Origin of the sequence: Pantoea sp. E2023-21 (genome assembly GCF_051302795.1) — a bacterium.
GTDB classification, from domain to species: Bacteria; Pseudomonadota; Gammaproteobacteria; order Enterobacterales; family Enterobacteriaceae; genus Pantoea; species Pantoea ludwigii_A.
On the sequence record NZ_CP195344.1, the window covers coordinates 621,608 to 644,527 of the forward strand.

22 protein-coding genes are annotated in these 22,920 nt (G+C 53.0%); 9 read left to right on the forward strand and 13 right to left on the reverse strand.

Annotated features, from left to right (window positions below; translation table 11 throughout):
- Positions 1–116: 116 nt before the first annotated feature.
- The 4 genes from ACRQ84_RS02940 to wrbA form a co-directional block, all read right to left on the reverse strand.
- Positions 117–3,614, reverse strand: a complete 3,498-nt coding sequence (locus tag ACRQ84_RS02940) for an Ig-like domain-containing protein (RefSeq protein ID WP_483817138.1) — start codon at positions 3,612–3,614, stop codon at positions 117–119.
- A 345-nt stretch (positions 3,615–3,959) separates the two neighbouring features.
- On the reverse strand, positions 3,960–5,333 hold the full coding sequence (locus ACRQ84_RS02945; RefSeq protein ID WP_483817139.1) for an NAD-dependent succinate-semialdehyde dehydrogenase: 1,374 nt from the start codon (positions 5,331–5,333) through the stop codon (positions 3,960–3,962).
- Between the two features lie 55 nt (positions 5,334–5,388).
- Complete coding sequence (locus ACRQ84_RS02950; RefSeq protein ID WP_007887329.1) at positions 5,389–5,619, reverse strand: YccJ family protein; 231 nt, start codon at positions 5,617–5,619, stop codon at positions 5,389–5,391.
- A gap of 21 nt (positions 5,620–5,640) precedes the next feature.
- The gene (wrbA, locus tag ACRQ84_RS02955) at positions 5,641–6,240 is read right to left on the reverse strand and encodes an NAD(P)H:quinone oxidoreductase (RefSeq protein ID WP_064740798.1); all 600 of its coding nucleotides are present in this window, start codon (positions 6,238–6,240) and stop codon (positions 5,641–5,643) included.
- Positions 6,241–6,538: 298 nt separating this feature from the next.
- On the opposite strand from wrbA, the gene ACRQ84_RS02960 reads away from it, so the two are divergent.
- Positions 6,539–6,718 (forward strand): con-10 family general stress protein, encoded by a 180-nt coding sequence (locus ACRQ84_RS02960; protein WP_483817871.1) that lies wholly within the window; start codon positions 6,539–6,541, stop codon positions 6,716–6,718.
- A 94-nt stretch (positions 6,719–6,812) separates the two neighbouring features.
- A complete protein-coding gene (locus ACRQ84_RS02965; protein WP_483817140.1) occupies positions 6,813–7,727 on the forward strand; it encodes a DMT family transporter in 915 nt (304 codons plus the stop codon).
- On the opposite strand, the gene rutG is transcribed toward ACRQ84_RS02965, so the two are convergent.
- The 6 genes from rutG to rutA are packed head-to-tail and all read right to left on the reverse strand — an operon-like array spanning position 7,724 to position 12,673.
- Positions 7,724–9,049, reverse strand: coding sequence for a pyrimidine utilization transport protein G (rutG, locus tag ACRQ84_RS02970; protein ID WP_064740800.1), 1,326 nt, complete (start codon positions 9,047–9,049; stop codon positions 7,724–7,726). The genes ACRQ84_RS02965 and rutG overlap by 4 nt on opposite strands.
- A gap of 45 nt (positions 9,050–9,094) precedes the next feature.
- On the reverse strand, positions 9,095–9,616 hold the full coding sequence (gene rutF / locus ACRQ84_RS02975) for an NADH-dependent FMN reductase RutF (RefSeq protein ID WP_483817141.1): 522 nt from the start codon (positions 9,614–9,616) through the stop codon (positions 9,095–9,097).
- A gap of 15 nt (positions 9,617–9,631) precedes the next feature.
- Entirely contained in the window at positions 9,632–10,435 is an 804-nt protein-coding gene (gene rutD / locus ACRQ84_RS02980) for a pyrimidine utilization protein D (RefSeq protein WP_483817142.1), read from the reverse strand.
- Positions 10,435–10,830 carry a pyrimidine utilization protein C gene (rutC, locus tag ACRQ84_RS02985; protein ID WP_483817143.1) on the reverse strand — a complete coding sequence of 132 codons (396 nt, stop codon included), beginning with the start codon at positions 10,828–10,830 and terminating at the stop codon, positions 10,435–10,437. Before rutC ends, rutD begins: the two co-directional genes overlap by 1 nt.
- A gap of 41 nt (positions 10,831–10,871) precedes the next feature.
- A complete protein-coding gene (gene rutB / locus ACRQ84_RS02990; RefSeq protein WP_064740804.1) occupies positions 10,872–11,582 on the reverse strand; it encodes a pyrimidine utilization protein B in 711 nt (236 codons plus the stop codon).
- Positions 11,582–12,673, reverse strand: a complete 1,092-nt coding sequence (rutA, locus tag ACRQ84_RS02995; protein WP_064741207.1) for a pyrimidine utilization protein A — start codon at positions 12,671–12,673, stop codon at positions 11,582–11,584. Before rutA ends, rutB begins: the two co-directional genes overlap by 1 nt.
- Before the next feature lie 307 nt (positions 12,674–12,980).
- On the opposite strand from rutA, the gene rutR reads away from it, so the two are divergent.
- Together rutR and ACRQ84_RS03005 are read left to right on the forward strand one after the other, a co-directional pair.
- Positions 12,981–13,616: an HTH-type transcriptional regulator RutR gene (gene rutR, locus ACRQ84_RS03000; protein WP_064740805.1), complete on the forward strand. Its 636-nt coding sequence runs from the start codon at positions 12,981–12,983 to the stop codon at positions 13,614–13,616.
- A 24-nt stretch (positions 13,617–13,640) separates the two neighbouring features.
- Positions 13,641–14,615: a metal-dependent hydrolase gene (locus ACRQ84_RS03005; RefSeq protein ID WP_483817144.1), complete on the forward strand. Its 975-nt coding sequence runs from the start codon at positions 13,641–13,643 to the stop codon at positions 14,613–14,615.
- Positions 14,616–14,652: 37 nt separating this feature from the next.
- Here the strand turns inward: ACRQ84_RS03005 and cycA are convergent, their stop codons facing one another.
- Positions 14,653–16,044, reverse strand: a complete 1,392-nt coding sequence (cycA, locus tag ACRQ84_RS03010; RefSeq protein WP_064740807.1) for a D-serine/D-alanine/glycine transporter — start codon at positions 16,042–16,044, stop codon at positions 14,653–14,655.
- 285 nt (positions 16,045–16,329) lie between these two features.
- Here cycA and ACRQ84_RS03015 point away from each other — a divergent pair, with 285 nt between their 5' ends.
- Positions 16,330–17,028 (forward strand): extensin-like domain-containing protein, encoded by a 699-nt coding sequence (locus ACRQ84_RS03015; RefSeq protein ID WP_064740808.1) that lies wholly within the window; start codon positions 16,330–16,332, stop codon positions 17,026–17,028.
- Here the strand turns inward: ACRQ84_RS03015 and ACRQ84_RS03020 are convergent, their stop codons facing one another.
- On the reverse strand, positions 17,029–17,703 hold the full coding sequence (locus ACRQ84_RS03020) for a DUF4396 domain-containing protein (protein WP_483817145.1): 675 nt from the start codon (positions 17,701–17,703) through the stop codon (positions 17,029–17,031).
- Between the two features lie 564 nt (positions 17,704–18,267).
- Here ACRQ84_RS03020 and sdiA point away from each other — a divergent pair.
- Together sdiA and ACRQ84_RS03030 are read left to right on the forward strand one after the other, a co-directional pair.
- On the forward strand, positions 18,268–18,990 hold the full coding sequence (sdiA, locus tag ACRQ84_RS03025) for an autoinducer binding domain-containing protein (protein WP_483817146.1): 723 nt from the start codon (positions 18,268–18,270) through the stop codon (positions 18,988–18,990).
- Positions 18,991–19,111: 121 nt separating this feature from the next.
- The gene (locus ACRQ84_RS03030) at positions 19,112–19,723 is read left to right on the forward strand and encodes an acyl-homoserine-lactone synthase (RefSeq protein WP_483817872.1); all 612 of its coding nucleotides are present in this window, start codon (positions 19,112–19,114) and stop codon (positions 19,721–19,723) included.
- 32 nt (positions 19,724–19,755) lie between these two features.
- Here the strand turns inward: ACRQ84_RS03030 and ACRQ84_RS03035 are convergent, their stop codons facing one another.
- Complete coding sequence (locus tag ACRQ84_RS03035) at positions 19,756–19,983, reverse strand: DUF2594 family protein (RefSeq protein ID WP_007887303.1); 228 nt, start codon at positions 19,981–19,983, stop codon at positions 19,756–19,758.
- Positions 19,984–20,413: 430 nt separating this feature from the next.
- Here ACRQ84_RS03035 and uvrY point away from each other — a divergent pair, with 430 nt between their 5' ends.
- The gene (gene uvrY, locus ACRQ84_RS03040) at positions 20,414–21,073 is read left to right on the forward strand and encodes a UvrY/SirA/GacA family response regulator transcription factor (protein ID WP_064740812.1); all 660 of its coding nucleotides are present in this window, start codon (positions 20,414–20,416) and stop codon (positions 21,071–21,073) included.
- A complete protein-coding gene (gene uvrC / locus ACRQ84_RS03045; RefSeq protein ID WP_483817147.1) occupies positions 21,066–22,898 on the forward strand; it encodes an excinuclease ABC subunit UvrC in 1,833 nt (610 codons plus the stop codon). The genes uvrY and uvrC overlap by 8 nt, the downstream gene beginning before the upstream one ends.
- Positions 22,899–22,920: the final 22 nt, after the last annotated feature.

Here is a 22,920-nt window from a genome sequence, read left to right on the forward strand (position 1 = left end):
TGCATGATAAAAAGGCCGCAGCGGTTAACGTTGCGGCCTTTTTTTTACACCCATTAACTGGGCAAAAAAACGGATAGAGAACCATCCGTTTGGTTTAACTTCACGACTGTTTCATTTTAGATAACGTGATACTCATCATCGTTAATGGCAGGCAGTGTGGCGTTGAATTGTGCTGCAATACCATGCGTTGTAGTAACCGACAAATCTTCAGACGTGATTTGCAACGCAATTGCTTCAGGCTCCTGCGTTTCGCCATTAGTCAGCAACGTTTTCTCCGCGTCACCCAGCAGATCGCTGACACCTATACCCATAATGTTCATTGCATCAAGAGCCGATGTCTGGATTAATTCTCCGCTAGATTCAGCAGCAACGGTAAACGTCCAGGCAAAGCTCTCCAGATATTCACCTTTAACCACGATCGAATGATCGCCGTTCTGCGCGTCCAGCGTAAAGGACCAGCGGCCATCGGCGGCTGTCAGCACGCTCCCCACCAAATTATCGTTGTCGAAGATTTGCAGCACGATATTTTGTCCCGCCACACCGCGCAGCAGCGGAGTGGCATCGTCGGTGGTAGCACCGTAGGTCACTACGCTTTCACCGTCGTCGTCACTAAACACGCGGAAATCGATGCGGATGTCGCTTGGGTGTTTGACCGAGAACTCGAACGGTACACCCGGCAGGCTGCCAGTGTCATTTGCCATAACGACATGACGACCAGAATCTAAGGCTTCGGTAGTTTGGAAGCTCCAGCGACCGTAAGAATCTGACATAGTGGTGCCGACATCGCGACCATCGATATTAATGGTAACGATGGAGTTGGCGATAGCCACGCCGGAGAAACCTGGGGTGTTGTCGCTGGTGCTGTCATTTTTGCTGAAATAACCGATGGACTGATTCACCGCATCATGGTTATCAATGCCTTCCAGCACGATACCGCGCACCGCATCGGCTGGTGTCACTGTGAAATTAAACGCCTGACTGGTGTTGGCCGCATTTTCACCCGCAGTGAACGCATGTTCACCCAAGGCCAACGCACTGGTAGGCTTAAATGCCCAAAGGCCATTGCTGTTGGCAGTAACAGACGCAATCTCAATGCCATTGTCGTAAATACGCACCAAGGTATTCGCTGGTGCAGAACCGCTGAACAGTGGCTGATTGTCGTCAGTCAAACCATTGGCATTGAGCATACCCGTATTGAAGAAATTATCTGTAACCTGGCTGATACGAAACACTGGCGCGGGTTCAACCGGCACTTCAGGTTCCACCGGCGTGACGGGAACTTCAGGTTCAGGTTCAACCGGCACTTCAGGTTCCACCGGCGTGACGGGAACTTCAGGTTCAGGCTCAACCGGCACTTCAGGTTCAACTGGTGTGACAGGCACTTCAGGTTCAACGCTATCCTGGCTGGTAATAGTGAAAGCGTACTCATTGCTGACATTCTCATCACCAAATTTAGCGACAACCGCGTGGGCACCCGCACTCAACGGTTGCGTCAGCACGATCACCCAGTTGCCGTTACCACTGTTGGTTACCGCAGAGCCAATCTCTACATCGCCTTCATACAGACGGACAATTACGCCTTTTGGTCCGGTACCAAACAGGCTTGGTGTGGTATCTGCCGTTTCGTTCGGGCCTTCGCCTTTGTGACCCTCATTGCTGCTGACCAAATCTATGGTGACAGGAACGTGAATGATGATGTCAAACGGTGCCGTTTCAGTGCCATTGCTGGATTTGATCACAAAGCTGTGTTTGCCGTTTTCCAGCCAGGCTGGCCTTACAGGTGTGAACTCCCATGAACCGCTTGCACCCACGCGGCGTTCACCAATTTTGACGTCGTTATCCCAAATTTCCACCAAAGAGCCGGGCTCTGCAGTACCAAACAGAGTTGGGGTGTCGTCATCAATCGTTTCGTTTTCACCCACCAGACGACCCACGCCTTTGTCATCACGAATGTAATCGATAACCGGCGTTTGCGGCACTTCAGGCTCAGGATCAACAGGGACTTCAGGTTCCGGGTCAACCGGCACTTCAGGCTCAGGATCGACAGGGACTTCAGGTTCCGGGTCAACCGGCACTTCAGGTTCTGGCGCGGTGATGGTGAAACTAAACGGTGTGCTTTCTGTACCAGCACTGGTTTTGAAGATCAGATTGTAGCTTCCCACGTCGAGCGTAGGCTCGTAGAACCAAAAACCCGAGCTGTTGGTGGTGAAAGAGCCGATCAACGCATCGCCATTAAACGCATACAGCACAACGTTTTTTCCCGCCTGGCCAGCAAAAGTAGGGGTTGTATCTTCGGTGCTCCCTCCCGGTGTGACCGAACGCCATGAACCGTTGCTGTCATCTTTGACATCATAGATCTCAATTGGCTGGCTTTCGTTGGAAACGATATTCAGTGTAAACGGCTGGCTTTCTGAACCTGCACCGGCTTTGAATACCAGGCTGTGATTGCCGCCAGACAGTTTAGCGTTATACACCCAGCGACCATCGCTGGTAGACATTACTGAACCGATCTCTTTACCGTGGTCATACACGCGAACCAATACGTTCGGGCCGGCTTTACCGTTGAACTGTGGCGTAGTGTCATTGGTGGTTGAACCAGATCCGATAGCACGCGGGTATTGGCCTGCATCATCAACTACATAGGAAATCTCGACCGGTTTAGTGTCAGGCGACTGAATATTCAATACAAATGGCTGGCTGTCCGAACCGGCACCGGCTTTAAACACCAGGCTGTGGTTGCCGCCATCAAGTTTCGCATCGTAAACCCAACGACCGTCGCTGCCGCTCATGACAGAACCGATCTCTTTGCCGTTGTCATAAATGCGCACCAGCGTTTTCGGACCGGCTTCGCCGCGGAACTGTGGCGTGGTGTCGTTGGTGGTGGCGCCAGACTGAATGTAATGCGCGTACTGTCCCGCATCATCAATGGCACCATACACGGAAACGGGTTTAGCATCGGGCGTCTGGATGGTCAGCGCAAACGCTTTGCTCTCCGATCCATCGTTGCCTTTGAACACGACATTGTGATTGCCGCCGTTCAGGTTGGCGTTGAAGACCCAACGACCGTCACGATCGGTCATCACCGAGCCAATTTCCTGATTATTGTCATATACGCGTACCAGCACATTTGCAGCGGCCTGGCCACGGAATTGCGGCGTGGTATCGTTAGATGTTGCGCCAGACTGAATGTAATGCGCATATTCGCTGGCATCGTCAATGGCACCAAAGACCTCAATCGGCTTCGCGGCGGCCTGCGGCACCGATACTTCAAAGCTGTCTGACAGCGGATTCACTGTGCTGTAGCTTACAATCTGCACTTTGAAATCATGCGCGCCCGGCACGAACTTATTGTCTGAATAGACCCATTTGCCGCTAGCGGAGGTGCGAATTTGCGCAATGATTCTGCCGTTGTCGTACAGGAACACGCTGCTGTTAGGTTGCGCGCGGCCTTCAAAGACCAGCACATTGCTACTTGCTAATTCGCCCGGCTGTAAAGTATTGCCGTAGCTTTCAGAATGAATGGCATCAATGATGGCTTCGTTGGCTTTGATCGGCGCATCAACGGATGACAATACGTTATTTAAAGAGGTTGCTGCGGCGGTTGTGCTGCTCATTGCAGATGAGTGTGAAGTCTCGCTTCTGCTGCGCGAGAGGTTACTAGTCGTCGATTTAGACATCGATTTGATCTCTTTTGAAGGCCACGCACCATACGTAGCGATGCGCGCATAATCGGAGATGCATAAAAAAAAGATGATCCGACTTGTCTCAATCCCCGCAGTCAACCGGATTGATTAAAACCAATTCAAAATAATTTCAACAAATACAGAAGTTTAATGTTAGGGCTTAAACTAAAACGTTTTGTTATAAATCGGTTTAAAGCGATGTTTTGGTAAAAAAAGGGCTGCAATGTTAACCATTGCAGCCTCATACATGTACTTAACTAATCTGAATGTCGATGATTAGCCGGCCACGACCACCAATTTCTGGTTGGCGAACTCTTTAATACCCAGGTCCGACAATTCGCGGCCATAGCCCGAACGCTTTACGCCACCAAAGGGCAGCTCGGCCGAGGTGTCGCTTTGGGAATTAATGAATACCATACCGGTTTCAATCTGTGAGGCCATCTTTCGGCCGCGCGCAATGTCTTTGGTCCAGACCGATCCGCCAAGTCCGTAATGGGAATCATTGGCCAGCGCCACAGCGGCGCGATCGTCCGCCACCACATACACTTGTGCTACCGGGCCAAAGAACTCTTGATAGTAAGCGGGATTCTCTGGGGTCAAACCAGTCAGCACCGTTGGCTGGTAATAGCAGCCAACGCCCTCAATGGCGCGCCCGCCAAACTCTACACGCGCGCCATTTTTAACGGCTTCATCAACCTGCTTCACTAAACGATCGCGAGCATCTTTGGATGACAACGGGCCGAGCGTGGTTTTCTCATCCAGGGGATCGCCGGGAACGGCAGATTGCAGGGCGGCGCTGAATTTCGCCATAAACTTATCGGCAATCTTCTCATGCAAAACGAAGCGCTTAGCGGCGGTACACACCTGGCCGCAGTTGCTAAGTCGACCTTGCGCGCCCTGGCGTACCGCTTCATCAATATCGGCATCGTCGAGCACCACAAACACATCATTGCCGCCCAGTTCCAGCGTCGATTTTTTCAGATGCTTACCGGCCTGTTCCGCTACCGCGCTGCCGGCACGTTCTGAACCGGTCAGCGCCACACCTTGCACGCGCGAATCGGCAATCAAATCCGCCACCTGATCGGTGGAGATAAACAGATTGGTCCACGCACCTTTAGGTGCACCGGCTTCTGCCACCAGCTTTTCAAACACATCCGCGCAGTGCGGCACGATGTTAGCGTGTTTAGCCAGTACCGGATTGCCCAGCGCCAGGTTTGGCGCCAGCACGCGCATCAGCTGATAATAAGGGAAATTCCACGGTTCAACCGCGACGATCACACCAATCGGGTGATATTCAAGCCAGGCGTCGCCTACGTCGCTGGCATAAGGTTGCGGCTGCAAAAAGGTGGCAGCATGTTCAGCGTAATAGCGGGCAATCTGTGAACAAATTTTCACTTCACCGCGGCTTTGCCCAATTAACTTGCCCATCTCTTTACTGGCGATGGTTGCCAACTCTTCGGCCCGTTGGTCGATTAAGTCGGCTAAACGGTGCAACACCTGCAGACGCGGCTGAATATCGCCTTTACTCCACGCGGAATGATAAAGCTCATCCGCGGTTTTCAGTGCTTGTTGTGCATAGGCATCATCGTGCTCATCCCACGCTTTTAGCAGTTGGTTATTGGCTGGATTGATACTTTGATAGGCTGACATACAAGGCTCCTTGGCGATGTAAAATAACAAAGGCGGGACATTGCCCGCCTGCAACTTAAACGTTTTTGCGCTCGACGGTTTTATCGTCCCAGGTCAGAACATCCTGGTCGGTCTTTTTAAATGCGCGAATCAGCACTTCATCACTGCCTTGCTGACTCCAGATCTGCTCTGCTAAACGTTCGTCGTAGTTAGCGACCTCAAAAATGGCTTCAGCGATTTCGCGTGAGGTGTGGCGTAACGAAGCCCATTCACCGACGTGATGCTCTTTCGACTGTTCTGTTGTCATGAAGATCTCCTGTTGTGGATTTTATCCTTTCAGCTTTACTGCCAAACCCGCGACGTGTTGGCCCTGAAAACGGGCAATATCCAGCTCTTCCGCCGAGGGTTGACGCGATCCGTCTCCGCCCGCAAGGGTCGTTGCACCATAAGGCGTGCCACCGCGTACGTGGGAGATGTCGAAAAGTTCTTTCGTGCCGTATCCGATGGGAACAATCACCATGCCGTGGTGGGCGAGGGTGGTCCAGACGGAGGTGATGGTTTGCTCCTGGCCGCCGCCGGTGCCAGTGGAAGCAAACACGCTGGCAATTTTGCCGTACAGCGCACCTGAGGCCCAAAGTCCGCCGGTGCGATCCCAGAAGTTGCGCATCTGACCGGCCATGTTACCGAAGCGCGTCGGCGTGCCGACGATAATGGCATCGTACTGCGGCAAATCTTCCGGTTTCGCTTCCGCCGCAGCCTGATTTACCTTGCCGCCAACCTGCGCAAAACGTTCCGCATCCATGCTTTCCGGTACGCGCAGAATCGTGACCTCTGCACCGCTAACACTCTTTGCACCTTCGGCCACAGCTTGCGCCATGGTTTCAATATGTCCGTACATCGAATAATAGAGCACCAAAATCTTTGCCATAGTTTTCATCCTGCTGGGGTGATGAGTATTCAGAAGTATAGAAGAGCCTGAGCAGGCTGCTGTACAGAGGTTAAGCAGCTGCTATAAACCTGCAGCTAACTGCTTGTAACGCGGCGGTTAATTTGCTTTTTCGCTGATAAATGAGTGAATTATCTGTTTCAAAGTATGAATGCGAACCGGAGTTTTTAGCGCGGGTTGTCTATTATTTATCCAGGTGGGCGGAACATCCGTCACCACGCTTCTCACGGCAGTAACGTGATTAGCCCTCAACCTGGATGCTCAATCCCTGGAGGAAATGATGGCACAACATCGTGGAGGATCAGGCAATTTCGCAGAGGATCGTGAAAGGGCCGCCGAAGCAGGTCGCAAAGGTGGCAAAAACAGCGGCGGGAATTTCAGAAATGACCCGCAACGCGCTTCTGAAGCCGGTGAAAAAGGGGGCGTAGCCGCAGCAAGAAATAGAGTCGCTGCTGGTTAATCTCCCGGCCGCCGGGTTCACCCGGCGGTAACAAGCATTGCAATTTCTCCGCTCTCTGAGCAAACTGACCACCAATTGATTATTTTGGTGCGTTATGTCCGGTTCATCCTCGCGTCTTAGCCTGCGTATTTCACGTCAGGAAATGGTTCTCATCTTTATCACCATGGTTTGGGGCGGCACCTTTTTGGTGGTGCATCGGGCGATGGCGCACTCCGGTCCGTTTTTCTTCGTGGGACTGCGGTTTGCCACGGCCTCGCTTCTGCTGGCGTTTTTCTTCCGTCGCTATCTCAAGCAGGTCACCTGGCTGGAAATTAAAGCCGGGGCCTTAATCGGCTTGTCGATTGCTGGAGGTTATGGCCTGCAAACCTGGGGCATGCAAACCATTTCCAGCAGTCAGTCGGCGTTTCTTACCGCGCTTTATGTGCCGGTAGTACCACTGCTGCAATGGCTATTTCTGCGGCGTCCACCAGGATTGATGGCGTGGTTAGGCATTCTGCTGGCCTTTACCGGTTTGGTGCTGGTGGCCGGTCCGCAGGATGGCAGCCTGACGCTCAACGCCGGTGAGATTGCCACCTTGTTCAGCACGCTGGCGATTGCGGCCGAGATCATTCTGATTAGCCGCTATGCCGGGCAGGTGGATGTGCGCCGCGTGACGCTGATTCAGCTTATGGTAGCCTCGGCGTGTGCCTTCGTTTTAATGATCCCGAATGGCGAATCGGTTCCGGTAATGTCGACGCCGCTGCTGCTCAGCGCCTTAGGGTTAGGCGCGGCCAGTGCCTTAATTCAGGTCACCATGAACTGGGCGCAGCGCAGCGTCTCACCAACGCGGGCTACGGTTATTTATGCCGGTGAACCGGTGTGGGCGGGCGTTGTGGGGCGCATAGCAGGTGAGCGTTTACCGGCCGCTGCGCTATTGGGTGCGGTGCTGATCGTGTGTGGTGTGATTGTCAGCGAACTGCGGATTCGTCGTAAGAAAGCGGTGCCCGAACAGACACCGCTTGAACCTTAAGGATGCTGCCGGGCCGCCTGGTTTGCCAGCGCGGCACCGCGGCGTTGCAGAATCGCGTTAAGAATGATGGCACCAAAGGTCGCTGTTCCGATCCCGCCGAGGGTGAAGCTGCCGATTTTCAGGGCAAAATCTCCCGCACCCAGCACCAGCGTGGTCGCCACCATGATGAGATTCCCGTTCTGATTGAAATCCACATGGTTCTGCACCCAGATACGCGCACCTGCCACCGCAATCAAGCCAAATACCACAATTGAAGCACCACCAATCACCGGACCAGGAATGGTGTGGATCAGCGCGCCAAACTTCGGTGAGAAGCCGAGCACCAGGGCAATGACCGCGGCGGCAACGAAGGCCAGCGTCGAATAGACTTTGGTGACCGCCATCACGCCAATATTTTCCGCATAAGTGGTGACGCCACTGCCGCCAATCGAACCGGATAGCATGGTTGCTAATCCATCGCCGACGAATGCGCGGCCCATCCACGGATCGAGGTTGCGTCCGGTCATACCCGCCACCGCTTTAATGTGACCGAGATTTTCCGCCACCAGAATGATCGCCACCGGTGCAATCATCACAATGGCCTGCATATCAAAGATCGGCGCGGTGGTGTGCGGCAGACCAAACCACGGCGCATTGGCGAGACCGCTGAAGTCCACCGGTTTGCCAAAGCCCAGCACGTTGGTCAGCAGCGCGTAAATTGCCCACGACACAATCAGTCCTACCAGAATCAACAAGCGCTGGATCATACCGCGCGTGAACACCGCGACAAGGCCGATGCACAGCACCGTCATCACTGCCATCCAGCTGTCAAACATCGAGCCAGACACGCCGTGCACCGCTATCGGTGCCAGATTCAGACCAATCGCCATCACCACCGCACCCGTCACTACCGGCGGCATCAGGCGCTCAATCCAGCCGGTGCCCACTTTCATCACGATCAGACCAATCACCGTGTAAAGCGCGCCGCAGGCGATGACGCCGCCCAACGCCAGCGCCAGATTGGGATTGAGTCCCTGACCGTTAAAGCCGGTTACCGCAATGATCACCCCGACAAATGCCGCGCTGGAGCCGAGATAGCTGGGTACGCGTCCGCCGGTGACCAGGAAGAACAGTAGCGTACCGATGCCAGAAACCAGAATCGCCAGATTGGGGTCCAGTCCCATCAACAACGGCATCAATACCGTTGCGCCAAACATTGCCACAGCATGCTGCAGGCCAAGGACCACCGTCTGCGCAAACGGCAGCGTTTCGTCCGGCGCAATCAGCCCATTATCGGTCAAGGCTGACTTTTTCTGCCAGCGGGGGAACCAGGAACTCGCCATTGTCATCTCCAGGGTGTCAGTGAAAGCGAGCCGCGCAGGGCGGCGTTAGCGGGCGTCCTGCCGTAAAAGGTGATGATATCCACGGTCAAACCACGCCAGGCCGTGCGTTTCATCATTGCGCACCAGCGCCAGCACTTCGCAAAACAGGATGTCGTGTGTCCCGACGCTGACCACTTGGGCCACTTTGCAATCAAACGACACCAGCGCGCCGTCTAACAGCGGAGAACCGCTGGCAAGCGTTTGCCACTCCGCGGCAGCGAAGCGTTCGGCCATCGGCGTTTTGCCGCCAAACAGCGTCGAAAGATTTTCATGTCCGGCGGCCAGCGTGTTGACACACAGATAACCGTTGTCGCGAAATATCGGCCACACCGATGCCGAACGATTGAGACACACCAGCAGCGTTGGCGGCGTATCGGTCACGCTGCACACTGCAGAGGCGGTAAAACCGGCGCGACCGGCTGGGCCATCGGTGGTGATGATATTCACCGCCGCCCCTAAGCACGCCATCGCATTACGAAACGCATCGCGCTCCACAAGGGGTATAACAGGCAGTTCATGCACGCTCATCGGTTGCTCCTGTGATTAGCTGGCCGCACGTTGCGCAGGCGCAGCCGTATCGGCCAGCCAGCGCAGCAGCAGCGCGTTAAAGTTGTCGGCATCGGTGACGCTCATGGCGTGCCCGCCCCAGGCCATCTCAATCAGGCTACCGTTGGGCAGCGCCTGTGCCAGCTGCGGTGAGCAGCTCCACGGCACCAGCAGATCGTCCTGACTGCAAATCGCTAACACCGGCTGGGTGATGCGCGCGACATGTGGCCGGAAATCCGCGCTTTTCAGCGCATGCAAGCGGCGCAGCAGATTTTCCATGCCCTGAAAATGGGCGACATGATGCGCATCTTCCGCGTTAATGCGCTCCTGATTGCGTGCCAGCCATTCAGCGGGATAGAGGAACAGCGGCTGCGCGCGCACAAAGGCTTCAACGCCAACGTTCATCAACAGATCCTGACGCACCTGGAAGCAGCGCTGGGTGTGCGCATCCAGCGAAAGCCAGCCGTTGATCACCACCACGCGATCCACGCGCTGCGGGAAGTCCAGCGCCAGCTGCAGGCCGATTAAGCCGCCCAGCGCATGGCCGATGATGGCGTAATGCTGAATGCCGTGCTGTTCCAGCGCGTGCGCCAGTTCCGCCGCCATCATCGCCATGCTGTAGCCATCCGGCAGCGTATCGGCGCTGCGGCCGGTGCCGCGCTGGTCGTAGGTCACCACGCGATAATGTGGCGTCAGCGCCGCCAGCTGCGGCTGCCAGAAACCGGCTACGCCACCCAAGCCAGACGCCAGCACCAGCGTCGGCGCATCCTCTGCGGTTAAACCTTGAATCTCGAGCTGCATCACGCCTCCTGCTTGCCGATATGGGCAATGGTGGCGATTTCGATCAGCGCATCCGGTTTCACCAGCCCGCACTGAATGCAGAAGCGGGCCGGTTTATCGCCGGGGAAGTATTCGGCGTAAATTTGGTTTATTGCCGCGTAGTTGCTCCAGTCGGTGAGAAAAATCGAGTTAAACGTCACATCGTCCATTGTGCCGCCGGCGGTTTCGATGACCTTTTTGATGGTCTCCAGCACGTGACGCGTTTGCGCAGCGGCATCACCAACGTGTACCACATTGTTGTTGGCATCAAACGGCAAGGTGCCGGAGACGTAGACGACGCCGTCAGCTAAAGTGCCGGGCACGAATGGCGCGATCGGCGTACCGCTGCCGGGCGGAATAATCACACGTTTAGGCATGGCGAAATCCTCTTCTTATGGGTTGCAGATGAAACGGGGTGTTAGCTTTTCAGCGTTTCGCAGAAGGTGTCGGTATCGCTGACCCAGCCAAAAAACGTTTCGATATTAAAAATGGCTGCCTGCTGCGCAAACGCTGGACCCGCCTGATAGGTTGCGTCTTCCAGTACCACGCCGAAATATTCCAGAAAGAAGCCGTCGCGCAGCGTCGATTCCACGCAGACGTTGGTGGCAATGCCGGTAAACACCAGATGGCGGATGCCTCGGCTGCGCAGCATGCTGTCGAGTGAAGTGTTGAAGAAGCCGCTGTAGCGCGGTTTCGGCAGTACGATATCGCCTTCCTGCGGCACAAGTTCATCGACCAGCGCATAATCCCAGCCGCCTTTCGACAATAATGTGCCTTGCAATTCAGGACGTTTGCGCATGGTTTTCAGCGCGTTGGATTTATGGAAATTCGGCGAACCCGCGTCACCGGCTTCAACGTATTGGTCATCCCAGCCATTCTGGAACCAGATAATCTGCATTCCGGCGGCACGCGCCGCGGTCACCGCCTGATGAATTTTGGCAATCACCGGTTTGGTGGCGGAGACATCAAAGCCAGCCAAATCGAGATAGCCGCCTTGGGTGGCATAGGCGTTCTGCATATCCACCACAATCAGCGCACTTTGCTTGGGCGGCAGCGCGATAGCTTCCGGACGCGCCGGTAAGGTGACGTTCGGTAAACTTGAGGTATGGGCGCAAACAACGGTACTCATCAGGCAACCTCCTGCTGGGATGCAATTAAATCGTGGCGACACTGCATTAAGGGCTGAATCCGTTCACCGAAATCTTCGATGCCTTGCAGGAAGTCGTCGAAGGTCAGCAACACGCCTTGCGTGCCATCGACTAAAGCAACTTCATCCAACATTCGTGCCACATTGGCGTAAGAACCCACTAGCGTGCCCATATTGATGTTGACCGCTGAAGTCGGATCGGCCATCTGGCGCACGTTAGTGTCGCTGCCGGATTTGGTGTCCTGCTGACTTTGTGTGGTGAGCCAGGCGAGCGCTTCTTCATCGGCTCCGGCTTTGTAGTGCTCCCATTTGGCGCGAGCGGCTTCGTCGCTCTCAGCGGCGATAATCATAAACAGCACATAGGAACCGACGTCGCGGCCCGCTTTATCGGCAGCTTGCTTCATGCGCGCGGCGGTTGGCGCGAAGGCGGTTGGTGTGTTAACGCCTTTACCGAAACAGAAGTTGTAATCGGCGTGCTGCGCCGAGAACGCCATGCCGGCATCGCTCTGTCCGGCGCAAATCACTTTCATCGGTTTTTGCGGCTGCGGGCTGACGCGACAATCGTTCATGGTAAAGAATTCGCCTTTGAAATCGCTCTGGCCGGTGCCCCACAAATCGCGCAACACGGTGACGTATTCGGTCAGATATTGGTAGCGGCTGGAGAAGTAAGCATCGCCGGGCCACAAGCCCATCTGCTCGTACTCCGGTTTCTGCCAGCCGGTCACGAGATTGACGCCAAAGCGGCCATTAGAGATGGAATCAATGGTTGATGCCATGCGCGCCACAATCGCGGGCGGTAAGGTCAGCGTGGCGGCGGTGGCGTAGATCTCAATACGTGAGGTCACCGCCGCGAGTCCTGCCATCAGCGTGAAGGATTCGAGGTTGTGATCCCAGAATTCGGTTTTACCGCCAAAGCCACGCAGCTTGATCATCGAAAGGGCAAAGTCGAAGTGATAATGCTCCGCTTTCAGTACGATCGCTTTGTTGAGTTCAAAGGTCGGCTTGTACTGCGGGGCATGGGTGGAGATCAGCCAGCCGTTATTACCAATCGGGATAAAGACGCCAATTTTCATGTGAAACCTCTCTGCATTAGACGGGGACTGCTTCACGCGCTGCGCTGCTTCCTGCACGCGTCCTGCGGGCGGCGCTCCATCACAAAATTGCAAAGCCTGTGCCACTTTTTTAAAAGACTTAGATAACAAGATGTTAAAATCTTCGCCTGCTCTAACCTGGAGTAATTGGTCCAATTCAGACCGTTTGGTCAAAACGTTCTGCACGTTTTTCATGCGCGGTATGGTCAAAAAAGGTGCAGGCGAGCCATTAGGCAGGAAAGAGGGCCTTTGTTATGATGCGTTCAGGCAGGACGGAAGAGGTAACAGTGTGAAAAGCGATGAAAAAAAACCGGGGCGTCGTTCGCGTGCGGTCGCCGCAAAGCGGGCAGCCATTCTGGAAGCGGCGTTAACTTTCTTCTCGCAATACGGCATTCACGGCACCAGCCTGGATAAAGTGGCGGAGCGGGCGGATGTCTCTAAAACCAATCTGCTGTATTACTATCCGTCGAAAGAAGTGCTGTATATAGCGGTTTTAAAAGAGATTCTCGATGTGTGGCTGGCGCCGCTGCGCGCGCTGCAGCACGATCACGATCCGTTGACGGCGATTGGTAAATACATTCGCCTGAAACTGGAAGTCTCGCGCGACCATCCACAAGCGTCGCGTTTGTTTTGCCTTGAGATGCTGCAGGGCGCGCCGCTGTTGAAAGGTGAACTCGCGGGTGATTTAAAAGCGCTGGTGGATGAGAAGGCGGCGATTATCGAGCAGTGGATCGCCGAAGGGCGGCTGGCGGGCGTGCAGCCGCAGCATCTGTTTTTCCTGCTGTGGGCCACCACGCAACACTATGCCGATTTCGCTTCTCAGGTGGAGGCGATTACCGGCCAGACGTTGAACGATCCTGCGTTCTTTGAACAGACGCTGGAAAATGTACAGCGCATGATTATTGAAGGGATCCGCGTGCGCTGATCCCGCTTTTTTCAAGGAGAGTGGATGGATTCGTTATCGCAACTGACATTAGGCGCGGCGGTTACCGTTGCGGTAATGGGCAAACGCGTTCCGCTGTGGCAAGCGGCGCTGGTAGGCGCGGTGGCAGGGACTTTGCCGGATCTCGACGTGTTTATCGATCATGGCGATGCCATCCGCAACATGACGCTGCATCGCACCGAAAGTCATGCGCTGATATTTCTCACTTTAATTGCAGCGCTGCTTGGCTGGCTGGTGGCCGGAGCAACGCGCAGTCGATCGCACTGGCGCGGCTGGACGCTGGCGATGTGGTTGGCGCTGGTCACGCATCCGCTGCTGGATCTCACCACCGTTTACGGTACGCAGTTGGGCCTGCCGCTCACTGATTTCCCCTATGCCATTGGCAGCATGTACATCATCGATCCGCTCTATACTTTGCCGTTGTTGATTGCGCTGCTGGTCGCCCTGTGGCGACGAGATGCTGTGGGCTTGCGCTGGAATCAGGTGGGATTATTAGTGAGTACACTGTATCTCGGCTGGAGCATGGTGGCACAAAGCATCGCCACGCAGCACATTGAGCAAGATTTGACGCAGCAAGCGGTGCAACCTGAGCAATTGCTGGTGACGCCGACCGCATTTAACACGCTGGTGTGGCGTACGGTGATTATGACGCCGGATCGTTATGGCGAAGCTTATTGGTCGCTGTTGTCACCGGGGCGTCCGCTGCAGATCAGCTGGCACGATCGTCAGCCCGCGCTGTTAGCGCCGTTTAAAGGTCAATGGCATGCCGAGCGTGTGGCGTGGTTTAGTCACGGTTTTTACGCGATGAAGCAGCAGGGCGAGCGGACTTTGATCAGTGATTTGCGGATGGGTGAAGAGCCGAATTACACCTTCACCTTTAATCTGGGAGCGCCGCAGTCACCGGAGATAGCGCCACAGCGTGAACCTTCGGTGCGTCCTTCGCTGGCGCAAGCATGGCACAAATTACGCGAGCGACTCTGATTGCGTAGGGTCGCCATTTCTGGCGACCCATAACGTTTTACGCTTTGCGACGACGCAATAACCAACCCATGGTCAGCATCACGAACCACAGCGGCGTCACCATCAACGCCTGGCGGGTATCTTCCTGCAGCGTCAGCAGTACCAGTACAAAGGCGAAGAATGCCATACATACCCAGCACATAATCTTGCCCAGCGGCATCTTAAATGTTGATTCAGCATGACGCTGTGGATGCTGCTTGCGGTACGCCAGATAGCTGCACAGGATGATGGTCCAGACGAACATAAACAGAATCGCCGACACCGTGGTCACCATGGTGAACACCGTCATCACATCCGGGATCAGGTAAATCAGCGCCACGCCAGCCAGCAGACACAGGCAGGAGAAGAACAGGCCAGTTGTTGGCACCGCACGCGACGAGAGGCGACCAAAGGATTTATGTGCCACGCCTTGTTCCGCCAGGCCATACAGCATACGGCTGGTAGAGAAGATGCCGCTGTTAGCGGAAGAAGCAGCGGACGTCAGCACCACGAAGTTGACGATGCTGGCGGCGGCAGGCAAGCCAATCAACACAAACATCTCAACGAACGGACTGCGGTTTGGCAGCACCTGATTCCACGGCGTTACCGCCATGATCACCATCAGCGCCAGAACGTAAAACATAATGATGCGCAGCGGAATGGCGTTAATTGCCCGCGGCAGAACTTTGTGCGGATCTTTGGTTTCTGCTGCTGCGGTGCCCACCAACTCAATGCCGACAAAGGCGAAAACCGCAATCTGGAAGCCGGCAAAGAAGCCGCTCAACCCTTTCGGGAACATGCCGCCGTGATCCCAGATATTGCTTAATGCCGCGGTGCCACCGTTGGGTGACGGATAATGCAGGCTCACCAGCACAATACCGGTGATGATCAGCGCCACAATAGCGACGATTTTGATAATCGCGAACCAGAATTCCATCTCACCAAACAGCTTCACCGTGGCGATGTTCAATGCCAGGAAAACAAAGACGCACAGCAGGGCGCTCATCCAGATGGAGAAGTCGGGGAACCACAGCTGGAAATAGGCGCTGATGGCGACCACATCGGCAATGCCGGTTACCACCCAACAGAACCAGTAAGTCCAGCCGGTAAAATAGCCCGCCCACGGACCGAGTAAATCGGCGGCAAAATCGCTAAAGGATTTATATTCGAGGTTAGATAACAGCAGTTCGCCCATGGCGCGCATGACGAAGAACAGCATAAAGCCAATGATCATGTAGACGAAAATGATCGATGGGCCCGCGAGGCTGATGGTTTTACCCGAACCCATAAACAGCCCGGTGCCGATGGCGCCGCCGATAGCAATCAGCTGAATATGACGATTGTGCAGGTTACGCTGGAGTTTATCCGGCTGTTCGGCCTCTATGAGCGCCTCTTTTGATTGATCAACCATAAATTTTTCTTTCCTGTCGGGGGATGTTGTGTCAGCTCTATTGGCTGATGAGGTATGTGCCTTTATCCAGGCAAGGGGCATAAGATAGAGGAAAGGCAGGCAGTTTCGGTAATGGTTTTTCCCCCTGAGTGACCTTTTACGCACTTAGCTGTGTCAGTAATTATTTACAGAGTTTAAAGTGCAGTCATTTTGCGTAAATCTTCAACAATTAAGCGATTTACGTCACTTTTCGCGCGCATGACTTCTACACTTGTTAGTTCATTTCATCAGTAAAAGTGAGGCATTGTGCGCGCTCTGTTCGCCATCGCGTTGCTGGCTGTTTGCGGCTGGCTCAGTTTGCCGTGGTTAAAAACGCATCTACCGCCTCAGTGGAATCCCTTTACGCCGCTTAACGTCACCGATCCGCCGGGTTGGATGACGCGCTACAAGCTAAAAAAATTGAGTGGCGATCCGGCTGCCTGCATGGCGGTGATGCGGCAAGCCAGCGAACAGCGGCTGGTGCAATTTCGCGTGGTGCCCCCGATGCAAGGTGATTGCCCGATTGACCAGCCGCTGCGGATCAGCGGCTACGGTGACGTCACCCTGAGCAGCAGTTTTCTTGCCAGCTGTCCGATGGCAGTGACCAGCACCATGTTCGTGATTAACAGCGACAGCGCATTACGTCAGGTGGGTTTCAATAGCCCGTTGAAGCGCATTGCCCATGTCGGCAGCTATGCTTGTCGCAATATTTATCATCGTCAGGAAGGGCGTTTGAGTGAGCACGCTAGCGCCGATGCCTGGGATATTACCGGATTTCAACTGGCGAATGGGCGCTGGTTACAGGTAGGAAAGAACTGGCAACAGCCAGAAGATGCGGCGGCAGGACTGCACGCGCTATGGCGCAATGGTTGCGCCACTTTCGGAAATGCGTTGGGGCCGGATTACAACGCCGCGCATGCCAGCCATTTTCATCTCGGCATACGTGGATCGGGTTACTGTCGCTAGCTAAGCCGCAGGATTAAGTCCTCGTTTTATCAGGAAATGATTAGCTGGCCAGGAGAAAAGAAAGCCAATCATTATTGCCAGTTGCAGCATAAACCAGAATGCCACCAGCAGCGGATTGACCTGCCCGTTCAGCACAAACTTTAGAGCCAATGCCATAAAGATAAAAATACCTAACTGATAAATCAGTAGGGGGAAAACCTCGGTTTTCATTGCTAATAATAAGGCGCTGCCAAATGAATGTTTTTCACGTTGGCGAATAGCCAGAAATTGAAAAAGTAATCCCATAAACAATGAAGCGATAACGCAAATAAGCGCTTGCATCCATAATGTCGGATTAATGGCAAAGTGTTTTAGTAAGGTGACTATCGGGATTGTCATTATGTCGCCGAATATACAAGCTGCTGCAGATAATGATGTGGAAATAAAGATAGTTTGCCAGCTGGCATTACTGCGTATTTTTTGTGGAACCAATAAAGCAAGCTTTTGCTGTTGTGATGGTTTACGACCCAAGTACCACCAGGCGATCCAACCAATAAAGGGCAGATACAACCCTGTTATTGGCCAGATGATATTCATTACCGCAACAGGATGCGGATGGCGAAAAAGATCTTTTAAAATCATCAGGGCTGTGCAGCCGCCTAAAACAAGGAAAGGTAATGCAAATTGGTTCAACATAGTCAATTCCGCTGTTTTCCCACCTACCTGCGACAATGCGCCTGAGCCGTGTTGGAGCACTGTCTCCCATTACCCATTTACCCTAAATTTTTTTCTCCGTAAGAAGTAAGCGTAGCCGTAAATCAGCCCGAGAGAAATTACCTCATTACTTGAGGAATTATCTTAACCGCAGAAAGGGGTGGAATTAAGATGTTGCCAAAACGCATTCACCGTACATACCCCTCTCAATGCAAAAGAATCTGCTCTGCTATAGGTTAATTTTAGTTAATGACGATGCTAAAAATTTATCAATCTAACGATCATTTTCAATCAATCGGATGATTGAAACTACTTCAGAAAAATCCTATTCTAATCAGCTGAGGAATTAACGTTGTGAATCTGTTAACAAATAACGTCAACCTACACATTCCCTTTACGTTAACGTATTGACATTATTGGAGTTGTGAACGTTTTTACGAATTTGCTCTCTTTTCAATCAATAATTTTTGTCAGGCTAATTTATTTTTTTTGCGTTAACACTAACTAATTTCAGAATGTAAAGCGTGAAATAGCGCTAGGGCAATAATGACGACCGATAATTATTTCGTCTGGCGAGGCGAAATGGAAAATGAATTTATGGCGCTGACAGAAGCGGCGCAATTGAAATCACTATTGCAACAACAGATTGAAAAACTGGGTTTTGATTACTTTGCTTTTTTGGTTCAACACCCGGTGCCTTTTACCCGGCCGCGCCTGTTTTTGTTCAGTACTTACCCAGAAAGCTGGGTAAAGCGTTACGAAAGTGAGAACTATTATGCGGTTGATCCCGTGCTATTACTCTGTCAGCGGCCTGGACGCGGTGTGGAATGGACGCGCGATTTGTTTACCGGCGCGGGTAATTTATGGGCAGAAGCTAATGCAGCAGGATTATTGAGCGGCTTTTCCTGCTCGGCAATGGCACCAAATCGTACCATTGGTATATTATCTATTGCATCGACGCTTAACAGTCAGACGCAGCACTTACGCATAGAGTTAGAGGTGAAACTGCATCTTCTGGCGGAACTGAGTCTGCGCGTGTTAGAACGTCTGAATGACGATTCAATGGTCGTTTTATCTAAAGATTTTAGTCAGCGTGAATTAGAAATTCTGAAATGGACGGCTGAAGGAAAAACTTCTGCGGAAATTTCACTTATTTTAGCCATATCTGAACATACGGTGAACTTTCACCAAAAGAATATGCAAAAGCGTTTTAATGTTTCCAATAAAACGCAGATTGCCTGTTATGCCGCAGCGACTGGCTTGATTTAGCGAAAACGCAACTACTAATTTTAGTAGTTCCTTCTCCAGTGTCAGTTGTCTACCCTGCGCGCAACGTTGCCAGGCTGGCTCAAAGAAATCATTGCATACATGGGGATGTCAGGGGCGCATGATGAAAGTAATTCAAACACAGCTTAAGGATATGCCGTCCTCACTGTTGGCAGAATTGGGAACGTATCGCTATAGCGTATTTGCGCGGGGTGAAGGATGGTCAATTCCCCCGCGATTAAGTACGCCTGGGCAAGAGTACGATCGTTTTGATCGCTCGGATGTTACCTGGCTGATAGCCTGGAATGCACGTCAGGGGATTTGCGGTTGCGCACGTCTGCTGCCATGGCACGAACCGGAAGTGCCGGAGGGCTTTGTACTGCCTTTCGATCAGGAGAAAGTGTGGGAAATGTCGCGTTTCTCGGCACGCCTTGAAGTGGATGCGGAGTTGCCGCTCACTATTTTGTGGCACTCAGTGCAATTAGCCGAACTGAGTGGCATGGAGTATTTGATCAGTTCAGCTACGCCGATGCTGGAAAAAATGTTTGAACAACATCAGGTGGTCTACGAACCTCTTTCACCGGGCTTGATCCAATCTGAAGACAATCTGTTTGCCATTCGCATTCCGGTAAATCAACCGGCGCTGGCAGAGAAGTATCGTGGAACGCGACGCTTTAGTCCGGAGGAAGTGCTGCCATCGTTAGGTGTATCGGTGAACTGGCAGTCACACAGTTAACTACCCCGCGCATCACGCGCGGGGCACATTGTTTATTGACGATACGCGGTTTTGATCTGGCGAATGGTATTGTTAAACACTTCCGCCTGCGGCTTATCGCCTAGCGATGCCTGCACATAACGCTCCATGTTGATGATCACCTTACCGGCGTCGGCTTGACCCATTCCTTTCAGAATCAGCGTCACCATCATTTTTAGACAGGCGACTTCGTCTGCCAGCGCCTGCGTGTCTCGTGAAGTTGCGAAATCTTCATCACTCATATTTGACTCCTTGGTGGTGTTACTCAATGTAGACACATTCATCTTGTGCGTAAAAAAGAGAGTATATCATATGGTTGTCAGTCGAATTTAATGCAGCCGAAGCGGTAAAAGCCACACGACGATTTAATTGCTCTTTGCGCTATTTATCAGCAAATGAATTAGGCGTTTAGACCTTATTTATTGAGCAAACATAATGCAGCAATAAAATTGAGCTATAAATTATAACTTAATGATATTATTGATTGTTTTACTTGTCTAATTTTGCATGTTATCGCAGCTTCGCTGCAAAAGCATGATCAAATGAATGTTATTGATTTACATCATTTCGTTTGAGATTTATCTGTGGCGATAGATGTTTTTTCCACCTGAAAACCGGTAAGATGGCCACTTGAAATATATTTCCCTTTCTTAACTTGCGGAGTACTTCCCGTTGATCAGCTTGCTTCTTGTTGATGACCATGAACTGGTACGCGCCGGTATTCGTCGCATTCTGGAAGATATGAAAGGACTTGTCATAGCCGGTGAAGCTGCCTGTGGTGAAGACGCGGTAAAATGGTGTCGTAGTCATCCGGTCGACGTGGTGCTGATGGATATGAATATGCCCGGCATCGGCGGCCTGGAAGCGACACGCAAAATTGTGCGCTTTAACCCGGATATCCGCATCATCATGCTGACCATTCATACCGAAAATCCACTGCCGGCGAAAGTGATGCAGGCGGGCGCAGCGGGTTATCTCAGCAAAGGTGCCGCGCCGCAGGAAGTGGTGAGTGCGATTCGTTCGGTGCATTCGGGGCAACGCTACATCGCCTCGGATATTGCCCAGCAAATGGCACTCAGCCAGATTGAACCGCAAAAAGCAGAATCACCGTTCAGCTGTTTGTCGGAAAGGGAATTGCAGATTATGCTGATGATTACGCGCGGGCAGAAGGTGACGGAAATCTCCGAACAGCTTAGTCTCAGCCCGAAAACCGTTAACAGTTACCGCTATCGCATGTTCAGTAAGTTGAATATCAGTGGCGACGTCGAGTTAACGCATTTGGCCATTCGACATGGCCTGTTCAATGCGGAGCCATTAATCAGTAGTGAGTGACGTTTTCAATTCCAAAGCCTTTCTCAGCACCGTGACCAGCCAACCCGGCGTCTATCGTATGTACGATACGGCCGGCACGGTGATCTATGTTGGTAAAGCCAAAGACCTCAAAAAGCGCCTGACCAGCTACTTCCGTACGCAGGTGGGCAGTCGCAAAACGGAAGTGCTGGTCAGCAACATCCAGAATATCGACGTCACCGTGACGCACACCGAAACGGAAGCGCTGCTGCTGGAGCATAACTACATCAAGCTCTACCAGCCGCGCTATAACGTGCTGCTGCGTGATGACAAATCCTATCCTTATATTTTCCTCAGCAGCGATAGTCATCCGCGCCTGGCGATGCATCGCGGTGCGAAGCATGCCAAAGGCGAATACTTTGGGCCGTTTCCAAACGGTTATGCGGTGCGTGAAACCCTGGCACTGCTGCAAAAGGTGTTTCCGATTCGCCAATGTGAAAATAGCGTGTATCGCAACCGTTCGCGCCCCTGTTTGCAATATCAGATTGGCCGCTGCCTTGGCCCGTGCGTTGCGGGTTTAGTAAGCGAAGATGAGTATGCGCAGCAAACCGATTACGTGCGTCTTTTCCTCGCAGGGAAAGATGATCAGGTTATCAATCAGCTGGTTAAGCGCATGGAAAAGGCCAGTGAGGAGCTCCGTTTCGAAGAAGCGGGGATGTTACGCGATCAGATTCAAGCGGTAAGGCGCGTAACTGAGCGGCAGTTTGTCTCTAATCAGGGGGAAGATCTGGATGTAATGGGTGTCGCCTTTGATGCCGGGATGGCCTGTTTACACGTGCTGTTTATCCGTCAGGGTAAAGTGCTCGGCAGCCGCAGCTATTTCCCTAAAGTGCCCGCGGATACTGAACTGACCGAAGTGGTGCAGACCTTTGTCGGGCAGTTCTATCTGCAAGGCAGCGAAGCGCGCACCTTGCCGGCAGAAATCCTGCTGGACTTCAATCTGCCCGAACGTGAGCTGCTGGCCGAATCACTCAGCGCATTAGCTGGACGCAAGGTGAATATTCAAAGCAAGCCGCGTGGCGACCGTGCGCGCTACCTGAAGCTGGCGCGTACCAACGCGGCAACCGCGCTGACCACCAAGCTTTCACAGCACTCAACCATCCAGCAGCGTCTGGCGGCGTTAGCGACGTTCCTCGAACTCGATACCATCAATCGCATGGAGTGCTTTGATATCAGCCACACCATGGGCGAGCAGACCATTGCGTCCTGTGTGGTGTTTAATCGCGATGGTCCACTGCGTTCTGATTATCGTCGCTACAACATTGAAGGCATTACGCCGGGCGATGATTATGCGGCGATGAATCAGGTGCTGCGCCGCCGTTATGGCAAAGCGTTGGAAGAGGACAAAATCCCTGACGTGATCATTATCGATGGCGGTAAAGGTCAGTTAGCGCAGGCAAAGCAGGTGTTCGCCGAACTGAATGTGCCGTGGGATAAAGATCGTCCGATTCTACTCGGCGTGGCGAAAGGCAGCGATCGTAAAGCTGGCCTGGAAACGTTGTTCTTTGAAGCGGAAGGTGAGGGCGTTTCTTTACCGCCGGACTCGCCTGCACTGCATGTGATCCAACATATTCGTGACGACTCTCACAATCATGCGATTTCAGGTCACCGGAAAAAACGTGCCAAAGTAAAGAACACCAGCGCGCTTGAAAGCATTGAAGGCGTAGGGCCAAAACGGCGTCAACAGCTGCTCAAGTATATGGGCGGCCTGCAACCGCTGATGAATGCCAGCGTTGATGAGATTGCGAAAGTGCCGGGGATTTCCACTGCGCTGGCGGAAAAAATCTACTACTCACTTAAACACTAACGTTGAAAGAGGGGGGGCAATG

Coding starts and splice junctions, on each gene's coding strand:
- rutC (WP_483817143.1), bottom strand. CDS start 10,830: ATGCCTAAACGTGTGATTATTCCGCCCGGCAGCGGTACGCCGATCGCG.
- ACRQ84_RS02960 (WP_483817871.1), top strand. CDS start 6,539: ATGGCACAACATCGTGGAGGATCAGGCAATTTCGCAGAGGATCGTGAA.
- ACRQ84_RS03035 (WP_007887303.1), bottom strand. CDS start 19,983: ATGAGTGATGAAGATTTCGCAACTTCACGAGACACGCAGGCGCTGGCA.
- ACRQ84_RS02950 (WP_007887329.1), bottom strand. CDS start 5,619: ATGACAACAGAACAGTCGAAAGAGCATCACGTCGGTGAATGGGCTTCG.
- wrbA (WP_064740798.1), bottom strand. CDS start 6,240: ATGGCAAAGATTTTGGTGCTCTATTATTCGATGTACGGACATATTGAA.
- ACRQ84_RS02965 (WP_483817140.1), top strand. CDS start 6,813: ATGTCCGGTTCATCCTCGCGTCTTAGCCTGCGTATTTCACGTCAGGAA.
- rutF (WP_483817141.1), bottom strand. CDS start 9,616: ATGAGCGTGCATGAACTGCCTGTTATACCCCTTGTGGAGCGCGATGCG.
- ACRQ84_RS03020 (WP_483817145.1), bottom strand. CDS start 17,703: ATGTTGAACCAATTTGCATTACCTTTCCTTGTTTTAGGCGGCTGCACA.
- sdiA (WP_483817146.1), top strand. CDS start 18,268: ATGACGACCGATAATTATTTCGTCTGGCGAGGCGAAATGGAAAATGAA.
- ACRQ84_RS02945 (WP_483817139.1), bottom strand. CDS start 5,333: ATGTCAGCCTATCAAAGTATCAATCCAGCCAATAACCAACTGCTAAAA.
- rutD (WP_483817142.1), bottom strand. CDS start 10,435: ATGCAGCTCGAGATTCAAGGTTTAACCGCAGAGGATGCGCCGACGCTG.
- rutB (WP_064740804.1), bottom strand. CDS start 11,582: ATGAGTACCGTTGTTTGCGCCCATACCTCAAGTTTACCGAACGTCACC.
- ACRQ84_RS03030 (WP_483817872.1), top strand. CDS start 19,112: ATGAAAGTAATTCAAACACAGCTTAAGGATATGCCGTCCTCACTGTTG.
- rutA (WP_064741207.1), bottom strand. CDS start 12,673: ATGAAAATTGGCGTCTTTATCCCGATTGGTAATAACGGCTGGCTGATC.
- ACRQ84_RS03005 (WP_483817144.1), top strand. CDS start 13,641: ATGGATTCGTTATCGCAACTGACATTAGGCGCGGCGGTTACCGTTGCG.
- ACRQ84_RS02940 (WP_483817138.1), bottom strand. CDS start 3,614: ATGAGCAGCACAACCGCCGCAGCAACCTCTTTAAATAACGTATTGTCA.
- cycA (WP_064740807.1), bottom strand. CDS start 16,044: ATGGTTGATCAATCAAAAGAGGCGCTCATAGAGGCCGAACAGCCGGAT.
- rutG (WP_064740800.1), bottom strand. CDS start 9,049: ATGGCGAGTTCCTGGTTCCCCCGCTGGCAGAAAAAGTCAGCCTTGACC.